This is a genomic window from Dolichospermum sp. UHCC 0260 (assembly GCF_009711985.1).
Lineage (GTDB): Bacteria > Cyanobacteriota > Cyanobacteriia > Cyanobacteriales > Nostocaceae > Dolichospermum > Dolichospermum lemmermannii.
The window spans coordinates 26188-43095 of the sequence record NZ_VIKZ01000020.1 but is presented as its reverse complement, the minus strand read 5'-3'; the positions used below and the strand labels follow the sequence as shown (position 1 = coordinate 43095).

Genomic DNA, 16908 nt, shown 5'->3' with positions numbered 1-16908 from the left:
ACGCAGAAAACACCCTCCGTGCCTTGTGCGTCTGTTGCGAGAAAAAAACCCTTAAACCATCTCAGCAGTTTGTTGCGCTTGAGGCTGGAACATAAACAGAGAATAAACCACATCACGGCGGATATTCACCATCATATCCAAGAACAACTCATAACCCTCACTCTTATACTCAATGAGCGGGTCTTTTTGCCCATAACCACGCAAACCAACAGACTCACGCAAAGCATCCATTTGTTGCAGATGCTCCCGCCACAAAGTATCTATGCGTTGGAGAATAAAGAACCGTTCTGCTTGGCGCATTAAACCCGGTTGAATTTGGTCAATTTGCGCTTCCTTCATATCATAGGCAATCCGCGCTTGTTCATGGAGAAAAGCTTTAATTTCCATCATCCCCATATCCTCCAACTGTCCAGACTGCATATCAGCCAACAGGTAAACAAACTCCTTCACCTTATCTACTAACTTATCCAATTCCCATTCTTCCGAAGGTAAATCAGGGTTGATGTAATAATCAACGATGTCGTCCATCGTTTTTTCTGCGTATTTTATCACCTGTTCCTTCAAATCCTGACCTTCCAACACCCGGCGACGTTCCGCATAGATAGCCCGCCTTTGGTTATTCATTACCTCGTCATACTCAAACACCTGTTTGCGGATGTCGTAGTAATAGGTTTCCACCTTTTTCTGTGCGCCTTCTAAGCTGCGAGTTAACATACCTGATTCTATCGGCATATCTTCTTCCACTTGGAAAGCATTCATCAAGCCGGCAACGCGATCGCCCCCAAAGATGCGTAATAGGTTATCCTCTAAACTGAGGAAAAATCTTGTCGTTCCAGGGTCGCCTTGTCTTCCCGCTCGTCCGCGTAACTGGTTATCAATTCGTCGTGACTCATGACGTTCCGTTCCAATTACGTGCAAACCACCTCTGTTGACAACGTCATCATGTTCGCGGACAGTAAATTCTTCATACTCATGCTTAATCTGCTGGTAAGCTGCCCGCAATTTCTGAATTACCAGGTCATCTGTCGGGGCTTTTTCCGCCGCCACAGCTACCTTCTCTTCTGCTTCCAATTCCGGTAAACTGCGCTCACCATAAGCCTTCACAGCCACCTCTACAGCCGCTTTTAAAAGCTGTTCTGTTTCTTTTCTTAATTGGGTGGGGAAAATTTCTGGAGAAGCCCGCCAAGTTTTCACCTTTTTACCAGGAACAAAGCCTTGTCCACCACCGCTACCACCCATAGGTAGACCCGAAGCCCTTTGTACGCCAAATTCATCATCTTCAGGGCTAACAATGCGAGGCATAAAGTATTCCCGCAGTTTCAACCGCGCCATATACTCAGAGTTACCACCCAGGATAATGTCTGTACCCCGTCCTGCCATGTTCGTAGCGATAGTTACAGCCCCACTGCGTCCAGCTTGGGCAATAATTTCCGCTTCCCGTTCCACATTTTCTGGTCTAGCATTGAGTAACTCGTGGGGAATTTCCATTTCCTTGAGGAGTCGGCTGAGAAGTTCGGACTTTTCGACGCTGGTTGTCCCCACTAACACAGGTCTACCATTTTCGTGCATTTCGGCACATTCTTTAGCGATCGCTCCCCACTTCCCTGGTTCAGTCTTAAACACCATATCAGACAAGTCTTCCCGTCTTCTAATCCGATTGGTGGGAATAATCGTCACTTCCCGTTTGTATATCTTTTCAAATTCCACTTCCTCAGTTTTTGCCGTTCCCGTCATTCCCCCCAACTTGGGATAGAGCAAAAACAGATTTTGATAGGTAATTGTCGCCAAAGTTTGGGTTTCTGGCTGAATTTCTACGTGTTCCTTGGCTTCAATAGCTTGGTGTAAACCATCACTCCAACGCCGTCCCGGCAGTACCCGACCTGTAAATTCATCTACAATCACAATTTCGTCATTGCGGACAATATAATTCACATCTTTGAGAAATAATTCCTTAGCCTTAATCGCATTAAACATAAAATGCGCCCAAGGGTCTTCTGGGTCAAACAAATCTGTCACACCCAACTGATTTTCCGATTCTGCAAAACCCTCATCTGTCAAGAGAACGTTACGATCCTTTTCATTAACTTCGTAATGCTCATCTTTTTTGAGACTAAAAGCAATTTCTGCCGCTTGTAAGTATTTTTCCGTTGGTCTTTCCACCTGACCAGAAATAATTAATGGAGTCCGGGCTTCATCCACTAAAATCGAGTCTACCTCGTCAATTACACAGAAATTAAACGGACGTTGTACCACCTCAGCCATTGAAGTAGCCATATTATCCCGGAGATAATCAAAGCCTATTTCGCTGTTGGTGACATAGGTAATATCACACTCATAGTTTTTTTGGCGCTCGCTGGGGGTCATAGTGGACTGAATTAGCCCCACACTTAACCCTAAGAACCGGTGTACCTGACCCATCCATTCCGCGTCCCGACGCGCCAGGTAATCATTGACGGTAATTACGTGGACACCTTTACCAGTCAGGGCATTTAAATAACTTGGTAGGGTAGCTACTAAAGTTTTCCCCTCACCAGTTTTCATTTCGGCAATTTGCCCAGTATGCAGAATTATCCCACCCTGAAGTTGCACATCAAAGTGTCGCAATCCTAAGACACGCCGCCCCGATTCCCGAACCACAGCAAAGGCTTCCGGTAAAATATCATCTAGAGTTTCGCCTTTAGCCAACCGTTGTTTAAACTCGACGGTTTTCGCTTTTAACTGTTCATCAGACAGCGGCTTAATATCTTCCTCTAAGAGGTTAATTTCTGTAATGTAAGGTTGGTATTTTTTAAGTTTACGAGCGTTGGGATCGCCCAACAAAAGTTTTAGCATGGCAGTTTATAGAATTAAATCAAGGGAAATGGAGATTTAAGCTTTAGCTATATAATTATAGACTTTGAATGTCATTGGTAATTGGTAATTGGTCAGTGGTCATTCGTCATTGAGAAAATTCTTCTTCCTAAACTCCTACCCCTACTTCCATTCTGGACTAAGGCTGCGGAAGTCGTACTTATCAGCATTAAAATGACAACTCACACAACTACCCATATTTATAGGAGTGGGTAATTTGACACCAGGATGCAAAGCCTTAAAATAACGAGAGTCCTTGAGACGCTAGGGTGTTGTTTCTTCCTGTAGTTGCACACGGGAAAAGGTGTAAAGATATTTTGATACTAAACGATGTTCAAGTTTGCCTAAAGGCTTAATTTGTACGCTATAGTGCTGGGAGTCTTGTAAAAGGTTTTTCCAAGTTTAACTAGGAAATACAGCCGGTGGTAATGCGATATGACAAGATGAGCAGTTTTCTAAATACAGTTCTTGTCCTGGTTGGTATTGTGTTGGTACGACATCAACAGTCCCAATTGAGTCTACAGGATTTGCACCGCGAGCGCTGGTAGCGAATCCTAATATCCAGCCCATAGCCACACTCCAAGCAAAAATCACCAGCATGACGATAAGTAGTTGGCGTTTTAGTCGGCGGTGGGATTTGCTTTTTGCTACATTTGACATAAGGTTCTCAGTTAGGAGTTCAGGAGTTCAGACGGAAGAATTAGATCAAATTAGGAATAGTCTCGAATCTGGGAAGGTGATAGATTTTTGATAGAAGGGGGAAGGCAAAATTTTGATAGATGAAGTATGATTTTTTATCTAACTTCTCGCACTTCTCCCAACCGTGTAAAACGGATTTCAATTCGTCGTCGAGTGACATCCTCTTTCCGCGCTATCCCTGCAAATTTTCCATTTGGTAATATTAATTGTGCCGCAGAATAAGCACGAAATGATAGTCCAGATAGTTTACCTTGTTTTTTCTGGATATCACCCAGCACCTTCACAACTGACAAAGCCCGCATTAATCCTAAATCAGCATTAGAACCAGCTTGTAGTTTTCCTACTTGTAAGTTACCACTAGCTACATTTTCTAAATTTACATCTAAATTACTTGTTACTTTACTATTAGCTTGTCCGTCTGTATGTCCGATTATTTCTACTACATTAATCCCATATTGTTTAGTTCTAGCTTCTATTTCCGGTACTATTTGGTTAAATATATAAGTTGACATTTTCGCAGGAATTTCCGCACTACCGGAAGCAAATCTATAATCTCCTTGATCTTTTATAACTATGATTGGAGGTGTATCTGTTGATTGTTTTTCAGACTGTAGTTGTAGTTGTATTTGTAAATATTTTACTTGCTGCTGTAATTGTTTGATTTTTAAAGCTAACTGTTCTGAATTTTGAACACTTTGATTGATATTTTTACTAATCTGTGATTTATTGATTTGTGATATGATAATAGTTAAAAACAAAAATAAAACCAATATCATAAACGCATTAGACATTAAATCAGTAAATGCTGGCCAAACGTTTAGATCTTCATTATATTCTGTGTAGCGTGAACGACGAGCCATAATTGCAATGTTTTATTTTTGTAAATTTGTTAGTCAATTTAAACAGTAGGGTGTGTTAGCGCCAGCGTAACGCACCTCATGTATCGTTATTTGTGTCATCAAGTTTTTGTTGATATTTCTCAAGATTCTTGATTAATAGCTCCAAACCTTTAATATTAGCATCAAAACCCTTCTTGTTGATATTAGTTTGTCTGTCAATTCCTTGAATAATGGTATTACTCACATTTTGATATTCAGCAATTAGTTGAGAATTATTATTCTCTAATAATTTCATCAGTTTTTGATTATTAGCATCTATTTGATTAGATGCTATACTAGTAGCAGTATTCACATCATTTGTATATGTTTTCACAGTTTTTAATAACTGCTCAATAGTTGTGATTAATTTATCAAAACTATTAACTTTATCGCGCACTCTTTGATCTAAATCATCCAGTTTATTAACTGCTTTTTCATAACTATTAGCTCCTTGCTGAAGTCCGGGAATAATTTCAGTGAGAAGATTTTGGTTATTTTGATGTGAATCTAATACTTGAATTGAAGTTTGGTTCATAGCTTTTATCTCTTCAGCTAAACTAATTAAGCTCTGACTAGAATTTTCAGTTTCCGTTGAAACCGTGCTAATTAATTCCGTTGTATATGTTTTCACATTTTCTAATAACTGACTCATAGCTGTGATTAATTGATCAAAATTATTGAATTTATCTCCCACTCTTTGATCTAAATCATCTAATTTACTAGTTGCTTTTTCGTAAATATTAGCTCCTGCATGAAGTTGGGGGATAATTTCACTAAGAAGATTTTGGTTATTTTGATGTAATTCTAGTACCTGAATTGAAGTTTGGTTCATAGATTTTATTTCTTCTCCTAAATTAATTAAACTCTGACTAGAATTTTCTATTTCAATTAAGGCATTTGTAATCAATTCCGTTGTTGCTGCTAAACTTGTAGCTGACTCAGAAAATTTCTGCTGTGTATTACCCAAATCTACAGTAGCTAATGATAATTTGAGAGGAAACTCACTTTTATTAAAAGTTTCAGCAGACTGTTTAAAGATTTGAGAGGTTGCATTTAAGTCTGACATAGAATTTTGAAACTCATTAGCAGCACGAGATATAGTTCCAGCAGCGCCTGTAAATTTTTCATAAACCTGTCTAGCTAAATCTGTAGTTTCTTTATTCCCGTCAGCAATTTGTTTTGCGACTTTTCCCATAGATTGTTCTACAGCTTTTCGCACTGTTTCCCCAAAATTTGTTAAAAATTCATCTTGCTGGGATACCATTTTATTAACTATTTTATCAAGACGGGTATCACCCTGCACTTCAGGAAAATATACATTATCTAGATAATCTTCTAAAGAACTAATTAATTGATATTTTGCAAAACTAGTATTCCAGATACCATTGGATATTGTTAATATAGAACTCAAGCAAATTCCTATCAAACTCGTACTAAATGCAATACTCATTCCTTGTAATGGTTTCTTTAATTCAGTAACTAAATTACTAACATCACTAGCATTAGTTTGATTAATCGTTTGACTAAGGGTAGATAAATTAATAGTGATACCTAAAAAAGTTCCCAGTAACCCAAAAGCTAACAGTAAATTTGGCAGAATTCGACATAAATAATCTATTTGTTCACAGGTAAATCCCTTGATTGTTTCCTGACTATAAATTTGATCAATTAATGCTCCTGTATTTACCTGTTCTAATTGTTTACTAGCTTGTTCAAATCTAGCTTCTAATGTTTGGATAATTTTCGGTTGTCCTTCCGCTGATCCTGTTTTGATTAATCTTTGGACTTTATTAGTCAAAAGTATTAAATAGCGATAAAGAGATATGCGAAGAAAAATAGTAACTATAGTAACTATAGATAGGATGATGAAAACTAAGTAAAGTAGTAATAGTGGCATAAAAATGACCTTTGGTAGTGCAAGAAGTTTGTGAGAATTGGGTAGATATGAACTACCCATGAAAAACTATAATGGATATTGCAGAAAGATTTTTTGTTTTTCTCGCTCGTATTCTTCTGGAGTCATAAAACCCTCATCTAAATCTTGTTTAAGCTGCTCTAATTCTTGTCGTCGTCTTGAACGATTATCAGAAGAATTAGCAACTATTTCCCCCACAATAGATTTTTGAGTTCCTGTATTGTTTCTTGGTAAAATTGAATTTGTGTTTCTGAATTTCGCCTCCATTTTCTTCAAAAAACGATTTATAACCCCCTCCCTTGTATTATCGTTAGTATTCCTTGTATCTGTATATACTCTTGTCTTATAGAGAGAATTAGGACTATCTTCGGAAATTCTGGTCAGCTTATCAGGAAATTGACGCAATTTGGGTAAATATTCATTTTCCCATAATGTTGGATTATTTTCCATTTCTAAAATTGTATTATCCAAAATTTGCTTTAATGCTTCAGTCATATTGGGGTTACTAGCTAGATATTCCAAAGATTCTATCCAAATTCCACTCAAGGAAACAGTATCATAACTATTCTGAAAATGGTCATAATATTGAAACTCTAATTCTTGAGTAGCATGGTTTTCTGCTAACAGTTCTAATGCTAAACAAGGATAAAAAATATTTTCCACTTCTTCCATTTTTCCAGCATTAGGTGGCATAATATCAGGAAAGGATATACGATAATCATTATGCAAAAAAGATTTACCAGAATTTTGTTCTCGTAAATATGGATTTCTCATTCTTTCCAGACTACTAATTAATCTCAAAGGAAACGCAGCATATTCATTAACAATTAATATCTCATCATCTGCTTGAACTTCTTTTAATTGACTTTGTTGAACAGATAAGTCCTGTGTTAGCAAACTTTTAAACTGTTTGACTTCTAATTCATCTGTATTCTTATAACCTACTAATTTACTACTTTTACCAGTCTCATCTCGAAAATAAGGATCATTCAAATTTAAACGCAAAAGTGGTTGAGCTTCTTGCATAATTTGTGCTAAACGAGTTGAACGCGCAGCTAAGGAGTATTTTTGCATGAAGCGTTTAATCACAGAAGTAACAATATTGCTACCTCGAAAAGCAAATAAACTATCAATTTTCAGATCAATTTCTTGTTTTATCTGAGATTGAGTAGTACGTTCTATATTCAGGAAAAAAGCTAAAGATGCTCCTCTACCATTTTCTTCGGTAAGTGCTGAACTTGCTAAGACTAATTGAGGACAAACATCATTTTCTGGGATCATTGTTTGATAGCAAAGTTCTATATCTTCAGTATCAAAAATTGCCTCTCCACTCATTTCATCGAAATTCAATTGTTTTAATTCTCGTTCCTCTTTTTCATAAGCACTTTCTAAGTCCTCTACTAAACTACTAAAAGCTGCAATTTGCTTTTCTTTTTCTTGAACTTGCTTTTGTAATTGATTGACAATTTTTAAAGTTTCTTGCAATACAGTTAATTCAAAATTATGCTTGATAATTTTGTAAACTTCTTGCATTACTTTTTTGCACTCCTCCTGAAATGGAATGTTTTTGAAATCAACAAAGGGAATACCTATTTTATTTTCCATATCTTCAATTGTTTGTTCTGCATTCTCCCATTTTCTTTCTACATCTTCTAAGCGCTTCATGCCTCCAAAATCGGTAATTTTCTCCTGTAAATCCCCTTGATATTTATGTAATTCGTGTCGCAGAGAATCTAACCAATTGCGTGTATTTTTAATGGAGAAATTAGGATCTACTGGTGTGAGTAATTGCATCACATAATCATCAATATTCCCATTAAGTTCTTTGGTAATTTTGGGAGTAGCTTGCATTAATTTCGTCAACCAATAACCGCGACTGCTTTCTGTTTCTCCTGGTTGCACTGTGCGAAATTGTTTATAAAACTCTGTTGCTAATTGCTGACGGATATTAGTGCGGTCATCTTTGTTTTTACATTCAGCAATTAACCGGGATAATTTATTTTGCCAATTTTTGAGACTATTACTAAAGGTCTTATTAGATTCTTCTACAGACTCTGCTAATTTATTAGTTAAACCATCTCGTTTGCCTAAGTCATTATGCCAATTATGTTGAATCAAAAATTGCTCAAGTAAGTTAATAGGATCTGGACTTTGACCTTTACCATTTAACCAAAACCTGACTAACTCTAAACCTACCTTTGTTAAAGCAATTTCAATAATAGTATCACGAGGAAAATAAATTGCTGACAGTCCAAATGTTAAGTATCTTTGGGTGTTACGACGAGGATGTTTATCTGATTCAATCATTTTTTCTTTAAAATTATCCCTGTTGCTTTTCATTACAGGTGCTAATTCACCTGAGAAATCAAGAGCAATCTTATGAGCAATCACATTACATAGTTTACCTTGTGTCAGAATCTGATATTCTCCTAGCGTTTTATTAGAAATTAAATAAGCATAGTCAAATGGCTCTTTTTTATTTTGTACAATTACCGAATTTTCAAGATCATAAACTGCTTCAAAAGTTGTACCGGGAGTGCTGTAATAATTTAATTCTTTCAGAGCCGCATAAGTATTTGTAATCATTTTGTTGGTATTGCCATATAAATCAGGACTAATCACTAAATAGGCAAAAATTTTAGCAGTTTCATCTCTATAGATATCTCTAAGGCTATAAGCAACATCTAAAAACATCCCACTTCCTGTACCACCACAGAGAGAACCAACAACAAAAATATTTAACCCTGGTTCAATTCTTAACCCCGATTTCAGCAAAAAAGATTCGTGTCCTCTCGTTCGGTTTTCTGCTGTTACAATTGATGTTTTAATTTTTTGGTAGTTGTGAAAAAAGGCTAGTCTTCCTACAGGTCTTATACATTTTGCTCCGTCTTCAATTGCTCCAACATCTTGCAATAACCCAGGAGGAAACCATCTTCCAATATGGTCATAAGGTCCGTAATTACTATATTCCGAACGCCGTTCTAGTCCTTCTACAAACATGGTGACATCTCTTGATGACATGGTAGCGCCGACTTTTTCAGCTTCTTTAAAACTTAAATCCACACCATGATAGGTACTCCCTGTTCTAATCCCTGTAACTTGGGTGGCTGCTTTATCTGTGTCAATGTGAACAAAACTGACAATTGGTAAGTTATTTAGGTCTCCATAACGGTCAACAATTAACCTTCTAATTCGCATTAATACATCTCTACCAGTTCCCCCTAAACCGATGCAAATTGTGCGATTAATGCCTCTAGATTGGGTTTCTTTTGCAGATGCTTGAGTCATGATGTTTTTCCCTATAAACTATTTCTTGATTTTGATAGATATTTCGTATTCTCTCTGGCGTGAATCTGGGCAATTTAGGGTAAATTTAGAAGTTGATATGAGAGTTCGTGATGTAACTTTTTTATTGTTAAGTTCAATTTTTGTATCTTCTGTGGGAACTAAATAAAGTTTTTCTCCTTTCCGTTCTAAATATGCTTGTAATTCTCCACCTCTAAAGTCAATAGAATGTATACAGCTAGGATCATATTCACCAATAGCAATTTTTTTATTATTTGGTAATCTACATATTTGTTCTTCATCTTCTCCATCATCTTCTAACTTAATTCGTACCTCCCATTTTTTTTGCAATTTAGCATATTTTAATATACCCCCTACCATTGATGCAAGTATTAATAATAAAATTAAACCTGGTAGCCATAGCTGTTTGAATAAATAAGGATTAACTAAACAAGTTTCTTGTCCTCCTGGTACTGGTGTGCAAACTTCTTGAACTGTAGGATTAATGTCTACTACAGATAATGTATAATCTTTATTATCTTGGTTTTTAATGATGAGCGATCGCTCTTTGAATGATAAAGCCTTAATCCAATTCTGTCTTTCCTGACTTTCCGGTGATGTCGCAATTCTCAAAGGACTATTAGCAGGAGTTTCTATCCAAACTTCGGAAGTAATTCCTGGTTTAGTAGATAACGGTGCATCAGTAATCCAAACAACCGATTGCGGCTTAATTAGTTGATTTTTGGAAACTCGATTTTGATTAATCTGGGCAATACCTTGATATACTATTAACTCTGCTCTTTGAATATCTGTTCCATAGCGGTTAGGGTCAGAATTAAAAGGAATTTTCGCTAATACTTTATTAATATTTTCCGAATTTTTATCTCTAAAATATATGGGTGTTCCTAATGGATTTTCAACAGAGATAACGGCATCAAAAACCAAATCTTGAGCAAAGGGAACAACATAAACAGAATCACCAGGTTTGAGACTGTCTTCAACTATTTGACGTAAATGAATCCGACCTTGATCATTTAAACCTACACTTTCCGTGATATCAATAGCTAAAACCACATCACGTTTACCCCCACCCCACAGGGATACTAACTGTAAGCCATTTCTTTGCGTATCAGTCAGTGGTTGTCCAGGGGTAATTTTTGTCAAAGTCACAAACCCTATAGCCCATTAAATAGTGTGTATCAGAATTATTACACAAAGAGTCTTAAAGTTTTCGTCTTTACGCCTTGACGCGAAACATAATTTATATAGCTATTATGTAACGCCGTCATATCATATCATGTATACTTCTTATTAATTATCAGTTAATACAAATCCACAATTGTTGAATCCTGCAATAAAACTTTACAATCTTTGCGTTTTACCCTCAACCAGAATCTCGTATTAAGACAACTTTACATATCGTTACATACCTTTGAATTTTTCTGTTCACTTACTTAGTATACACAACTAATTTTTCTGTTCTCTGTTCCCTATTGCCTCTTTTAACGAGTGAATTTAATTTTGTCTGACAAAAGTTCATAGACTTTCTAGATAGCTTAAAAGGTCTGCCATTTCTTGAATACTGGGCTGGAATTTTGGCATGGGGGGAGTTTCACCGCTAGTTACTTGATGAATTAGTCCATAGCGGGATTTATATTTGGAGATTTCATGTAAACTCGGACCAACTAGTCCATTTCCTTCTAAACCATGACAACCAGCACAGTTGATTTGGAAAATAGCTTTTCCCTGGACTGGGTTTCCCTGGAGGGATAGAACACTTTTAACATAAGGATCAGAGGCTTTTACTATCTCAATCCCAAACAGGATTAATGGGAGGGCTATCAGCATCGCTACAGTGAACATAACGAACTGTTGAATTAGGGTTTCAGGTTTGATGAGCTGGTTATCCAAAAGGGTTGCTTTGACAATGTGCAAGTTTTCATTTCCTACACATAGCTTAAAATTTCTTGATGGTGTTCGCAAGTACAAATGATAATTTTTATAAGGGAAATGCCGAAAACCCTTGAAGATGTAGCTGACTAAGTCAGCTACATCTGTGCTTTAGACAAGGGATGAAGGCTAGAGGCTTTCCTTTATCCTGCATTGACATTAATTTAAAAATTTGAAATAATTTCAAATTTTAACTTACCTTTGGGGGTTAAAGTCCCCTGCTTCTACAAGCAGCGGGTTTTGCGTCGGGGTAAAATCCCCGTTGCAAAACGTAATTCTAAATTCTAAATTCTAAATTCTGCATTCTTTTAATCCATATTCGTGAGACAATTAAATTGTCAGCAAAGACATTAAAAACCTACCGGGGGACTCTCGGAAAGTTACGCTTGTCAGTTCGGCTTCGCTCACCGCAAGCAGAGATGATTCTGCCAGTAATGGCAAACAGGATCAGGGCAAGAACCCAAATATTTAAGGAACCCTGCCTGAATCTGGGATAACTGAGAGATATAGACTGAAACTCTCTATAGAATCCCCGCGTCTAAAGACGCGGGGAGTGTCAACTAGTATTTAGATTTAAAACTGTTATGGGATGGGAGATTATTGCCAAATTTGGTAAAATCAAAAACAGGACACGAATCTTTCCATAATTACAACAAGGAGCTTTACAGTGGTTGAACCCCTACTATCAGGTATTGTGCTTGGTTTAGTTTTTGTAACTTTAAGCGGATTATTCTACGCTGCTTATAGACAATACAAACGTCCCACCGAATTGGGCGGCTGATATTAATTGATGAGTCAGGAGTCAGGAGTCACCGAGTCAGGAGTCAGGAGTCAGGAGTCAGGAGTCAGGAGTCAAGGAAGAAGAAAGAAGAAAATTCTCCGTCTATTCCCTATTCCCTATTCCCTATTCCCTGTTCCCTGTTCCCTGTTCCCTGTTCCCTGTTCTTGATAAAATGTCAAAGCTGTTTTGCCATAGCTTTTTTGACGGCAGATTTCCCAGTTGTCAATGTTTGATGGTTGCCAATTTCTGTAACGATGTTCGACGGCTATTTCTCCTTGGCAATCTAAAAGCTGATATTGAGCGATCGCTTGTAATACTGGTTCATATAATCCACTAGTATAAGGTGGGTCAAAATATATTCTGTCAAATTTTTGACCTGATAATTTTTTTAACTGTTGGGTGACATCTCCCCGTAATAGCTGAAATTTTTGGTCTGGCTTGGCCACGTGCTGCCAATTTTCTTGAATTATGGCACAGGATTGACTAGATTCTTCAATGCCGATAACGACGCTGGCTTCCCTGCACAAAGCCTCCGCACCCATAGAACCACTACCGGCGCACAAATCTAACCAGCGACAACCAACGATTGTTCCCTGCCAAATATTAAACAATGCTTCCCGGACTCGCGCACTGGTAGGTCTGGTATGTTCACCTGGTAAAGTTTTAAGCAGACGATTCCCGTAAATTCTTAGACTCATTACTTAATTGATCATTAAATCTTCAACTTTGAGCAAATAAACACCTGAAAATATTACAAACTTTTGTTAAGCAAAAACTTTTTCACGGACTTGAGCCACAAAATTAGATAGAATTTGCAATCCGACATTTGATGATTTTTCAGGATGGAATTGGACAGCCATGAGATTTTCATGAGCGATCGCTGCTGTAAAACTTTGATCACCATGAGTCACAGTTGCCGCGCGAACTTGGGGATTTGTGGGTTCAACATAATAAGAATGCACAAAATAAACCCAAGGATCGATAGGTAAATGTTCCCATAAAAGACTTTTTGGTTGGTTAAGTTGGAGTTGATTCCAACCCATGTGGGGAATTGTCATCCCCGGTTGAGAACGAAAACGGCGGACTTTTCCGGGGACAATTCCTAGTCCTGGTAACGTTCCTTCGGCGCTGGATTCAAACAAAATTTGTAATCCTAAACAAATACCCAAGAACGGTTTACCAGAAGCGATCGCATCTTTAATCGGTTGTTCCAAACCACGCGATCGCAAATGTTGTACCGCTGGATCAAATGCTCCCACTCCTGGTAAAACTATAGCATCTGCTTTTGCCAACTCTTGAGAACAATAAGTAACGAGAGGGGTCGCACCAGCTTTTTCTAATCCTTTGCAAACAGAGTGCAAATTTCCCATATCGTAATCAACAACTGCAATCACTGCCATTTAGCTGCTCCTTGTAAATTTATGAGGCAGGGCTTTTAATTATTCTAATTCTAATTATTATTTATAATGCAAAAAAAAATACTATTAACTTCTTTTGACATTTGGTTAAGCCAACAAGAGTCAAATTCATCCGATGACTTGTTACTCGGACTAGCCAAAATGGCTTCACTCTCCCATGATTTAAATTTTTTGCACCGTCTCCCTGTCGATGTGCAACTGGCAAGTTCTCTCGTCATTGCCAAAATTAATGAACTCCAACCTGACTATATTATCTGTTGTGGTATGGCTGCAAGTCGTTCCCAATTAAGCGTAGAAGTCCTTGCCAGTAGTACAAGCACCTTGCCTGTAGAGTCTACAAATTCTGCCGACATCTTGCCTCAAGAGTCTAGAAATTCCCCCGAAAATATTTTACAAACCAGGGTTGATCTCGAAAAATTATTAGTCGGAACAGCAGCAGTTGAGATTAGCTATAACTGTGGTAAGTTTGTTTGCGAGGGACTTTATTATTCAGTCTTGGACTATTTACACCAGTCTCAACTCTCAATTAAGTGTATTTTTGTTCATGTCCCAATTTTCAACCCAGAAAATTTGCCAAAGATAATTGCTGATTTTATTTTGATCATTAACAACTTGGCACTTCTCTAGAAATATTAACGTCTGTTTAAACAAATTTACTCAGTATTATTATGTTGCCACTATTACTAGCTTTAACTCTTGCTCAAGCTGTTCCTGCCACACCACCACCAGAAGAAATATTACAAATACAATCAGTCCGTCCTTTACCGGGAAAATTGGATTCAGTGCCAGTATTTAATAGCAATAGTCCAGAACTGGTATTAAAAGAAGGAATTTTACTTTCTACCTTTCCCGCAACGGGAAAAAAAGTCACATCAGCCCATTTAGATTTTCCCTTGCGTGGACAGTTTGATATTTTTGCCCATCATATTGCTAAAGCTGACCCACCGGAAAATTTACGTTCTTTGTATTTGGGCATCATCTTACATAATCCTGGTTCTCAACCGGTGAGAGTAAATATATGGCAAGGTGCGAGTTATTTAAGTCAACCAGATGCCCCATTTAAGGAATTACCATCTTTAATCCCCAATGATTTAGGAACAGTTTTTGCAGGTCCAGGGAGTCGAGTCATGTCTGATATTTTGAGAGGAAAAAGACAAGATATTTTTCCCTCCCAAATTGTCATTCCCCCAGGGACAAGTCAGATGTTATTAAATTTACCAATTCCCGTCCAAGGACTAACACCCCCTTTAAATGGTCGTTCTACATATCTGCGACTGCGAAGTAATGGTAATGTTTACGCCGCAAGTTTGGCGATGTTTGCCCGGACAAATACTGACGGTAGTGAGCGATCGCCTAATTTAGCAGAATGGCAAAATTTATTAGATAATGGTGAATTATCCACCCCTAGAGATAAAGTCCCCACTCCCATCACAGGAAACAACAAACCGACAATTTACGGACGTGTAGCGGGAGTATCTAAGGGTTCTCGATGGTTAGCAGATATAGTAGATACACCAAAAAGCAAGTATTTAACTATTCCTCAACCGGGTGCAGCGTTTTCCTACGGTTTGAGTACCTTACATGGGGGAACATTAGGAACAAATCAAATTCAAACCGCACCCATGTTAGTGCGCTATCCTGATACTGCTTATTACGCTCATGGTAATTATGGGATTCAATATAGTCTCAAGTTACCTTTATACAACAATACTCAAAATCAACAAACCGTAAGTGTTGCAGTCCAAACTCCCCTCAAAGAAAATCAATTAAGTAAACCTGGACTTCGCTTTTTTAAGCTACCAGCGCGTCAAATCTTCTTCCGAGGGACTGTGCGCTTACGTTATCAAGACCAGGGAAAATGGCAAAATAAATTTGTGCATTTAATTCAAAAGCGTGGTGAAACGGGAGAACCTTTGGTATCGTTGAATATAAAACCAGGAAATACATCTTTAGTCCAAGTTGACTTTCTGTATCCACCAGATGCTTCACCACCACAGGTTTTAACGGTATCAACTCAAGCTAAGTAGGTAAACAGCATTAAACTGTAGGGGTTTAGCAATGCTCATTGGTGTCAAATTAAGGGTAATTAAAAGAATGCAGAATTTAGAATTTAGAATTTAGAATTACGTTTTGCAACGGGGATTTTACCCCGACGCAAAACCCGCTGCTTGTAGAAGCAGGGGACTTTAACCCCCAAAGGTAAGTTAATAAATAAAATCCCTATTTTCATCTAAATTCTTGTTGCAATTCTGCCCCATAATCAGCTTGACAATGATATTCCGATAATTCTTTCCAGTTAAGTACAGATTCTAGTAAGTCCTGATAACCCAGTGTATTCGGGTGCAGTCCGTCATTGGTAATCCGTTCACTTCTCCATCCTTGACTACGTTGCATCCATTGATCAAAAATATCTAAATAGGGAATTTGTCTTTGTTCACAAGCTTGCCGTGTTGCTTCTTTGTAGCGGTATTGGTCAGCGTGATTGTAGAATAAACAATCCAGAAAAGGCATTTTGGTTTCGTCTACGGGAACCATCCCCACAAACAGCACAGGACAAAGTTTTTGAGCTTGATCTAGTAATGTGGCGATTTCTGATTCAAACTGACTAAAATCTGTGTAGTTTCTGCCTTTGGGACTTCTTAATCGAGGTGTATCGTTGACACCGACAGATAAAATAATCAAGTCTGGTACACGATTGCGGATTTCTCCCCGGTGGCGAAATTCTACTTCTAAGCGTTGGGCAATTTGCTGTGTGCGATTGCCCCTTACTCCCAAATTATAAAGCACATGACCCACACTATCCGGTAGCATCCACCACCGTCGCAGTTGTTCCACCCAACCACCTTTTTCTGGATCACCGTATCCATATACTAAGCTATCTCCCAAGGCGACAATCTTTAAAGGTTGACAAAGTTTTGGCGATACAGATAATTGCATTAAGGTAGAAGTCTGAAAACTTGACATTTTAAAAAGTAATGTAATGGATATTTGCAGAAGATTCTATATATTTTTACACTATTACAGGAGTCAGGAGTCAGGAGTCAGGAGTCAGGAGTCAGGATGAAGAAGGAAGGAGTTCAGGAGGAAGAAGGAAGGAGTTCAGGAGGAAGAAGGAAGGAGGAAGAAGAATAG

Annotated in this window: 13 protein-coding genes and 1 pseudogene; 4 read left to right on the top strand and 10 right to left on the bottom strand. The window is 37.8% G+C overall.

The window, feature by feature from the left end; translation table 11 throughout:
• Nucleotides 1–51 precede the first annotated feature (51 nt).
• The 7 genes and pseudogenes from secA to FJR08_RS10020 form a co-directional block, all read right to left on the bottom strand.
• Complete coding sequence (gene secA / locus FJR08_RS10050; RefSeq protein ID WP_168633071.1) at nucleotides 52–2832, bottom strand: preprotein translocase subunit SecA; 2781 nt, start codon at nucleotides 2830–2832, stop codon at nucleotides 52–54.
• Nucleotides 2833–2973: 141 nt separating this feature from the next.
• Nucleotides 2974–3510, bottom strand: a pseudogene (locus tag FJR08_RS10045) (cytochrome C).
• A 134-nt stretch (nucleotides 3511–3644) separates the two neighbouring features.
• Nucleotides 3645–4409 (bottom strand): hypothetical protein, encoded by a 765-nt coding sequence (locus FJR08_RS10040; protein ID WP_015078759.1) that lies wholly within the window; start codon nucleotides 4407–4409, stop codon nucleotides 3645–3647.
• 76 nt (nucleotides 4410–4485) lie between these two features.
• Nucleotides 4486–6324 carry a hypothetical protein gene (locus FJR08_RS10035; protein ID WP_168633070.1) on the bottom strand — a complete coding sequence of 613 codons (1839 nt, stop codon included), beginning with the start codon at nucleotides 6322–6324 and terminating at the stop codon, nucleotides 4486–4488.
• Nucleotides 6325–6390: 66 nt separating this feature from the next.
• Nucleotides 6391–9630, bottom strand: a complete 3240-nt coding sequence (locus FJR08_RS10030; protein ID WP_168633069.1) for a tubulin-like doman-containing protein — start codon at nucleotides 9628–9630, stop codon at nucleotides 6391–6393.
• An 18-nt stretch (nucleotides 9631–9648) separates the two neighbouring features.
• Nucleotides 9649–10797: a VWA domain-containing protein gene (locus FJR08_RS10025; protein ID WP_168633068.1), complete on the bottom strand. Its 1149-nt coding sequence runs from the start codon at nucleotides 10795–10797 to the stop codon at nucleotides 9649–9651.
• 366 nt (nucleotides 10798–11163) lie between these two features.
• Nucleotides 11164–11538: a cytochrome c gene (locus tag FJR08_RS10020; RefSeq protein WP_041458229.1), complete on the bottom strand. Its 375-nt coding sequence runs from the start codon at nucleotides 11536–11538 to the stop codon at nucleotides 11164–11166.
• Between the two features lie 706 nt (nucleotides 11539–12244).
• Here FJR08_RS10020 and petG point away from each other — a divergent pair.
• On the top strand, nucleotides 12245–12358 hold the full coding sequence (gene petG, locus FJR08_RS23605) for a cytochrome b6-f complex subunit V (RefSeq protein WP_015078754.1): 114 nt from the start codon (nucleotides 12245–12247) through the stop codon (nucleotides 12356–12358).
• Between the two features lie 116 nt (nucleotides 12359–12474).
• Here petG and rsmD read toward each other — a convergent pair whose 3' ends face one another.
• Together rsmD and hisH are read right to left on the bottom strand one after the other, a co-directional pair.
• Nucleotides 12475–13056, bottom strand: a complete 582-nt coding sequence (gene rsmD, locus FJR08_RS10010; protein WP_168633067.1) for a 16S rRNA (guanine(966)-N(2))-methyltransferase RsmD — start codon at nucleotides 13054–13056, stop codon at nucleotides 12475–12477.
• A 66-nt stretch (nucleotides 13057–13122) separates the two neighbouring features.
• The gene (gene hisH, locus FJR08_RS10005) at nucleotides 13123–13758 is read right to left on the bottom strand and encodes an imidazole glycerol phosphate synthase subunit HisH (protein WP_015078752.1); all 636 of its coding nucleotides are present in this window, start codon (nucleotides 13756–13758) and stop codon (nucleotides 13123–13125) included.
• Nucleotides 13759–13824: 66 nt separating this feature from the next.
• Between hisH and FJR08_RS10000 the strand changes: the two genes are divergently transcribed.
• Together FJR08_RS10000 and FJR08_RS09995 are read left to right on the top strand one after the other, a co-directional pair.
• Entirely contained in the window at nucleotides 13825–14403 is a 579-nt protein-coding gene (locus FJR08_RS10000; protein ID WP_168633066.1) for a peptidase C15, read from the top strand.
• A 41-nt stretch (nucleotides 14404–14444) separates the two neighbouring features.
• Nucleotides 14445–15803, top strand: coding sequence for a DUF3370 domain-containing protein (locus FJR08_RS09995; RefSeq protein ID WP_168633065.1), 1359 nt, complete (start codon nucleotides 14445–14447; stop codon nucleotides 15801–15803).
• A gap of 199 nt (nucleotides 15804–16002) precedes the next feature.
• Here FJR08_RS09995 and FJR08_RS09990 read toward each other — a convergent pair whose 3' ends face one another.
• On the bottom strand, nucleotides 16003–16740 hold the full coding sequence (locus FJR08_RS09990) for a GDSL-type esterase/lipase family protein (protein WP_168633064.1): 738 nt from the start codon (nucleotides 16738–16740) through the stop codon (nucleotides 16003–16005).
• 24 nt (nucleotides 16741–16764) lie between these two features.
• Between FJR08_RS09990 and FJR08_RS09985 the strand changes: the two genes are divergently transcribed.
• Nucleotides 16765–16908: a hypothetical protein gene (locus tag FJR08_RS09985; RefSeq protein ID WP_168633063.1), complete on the top strand. Its 144-nt coding sequence runs from the start codon at nucleotides 16765–16767 to the stop codon at nucleotides 16906–16908.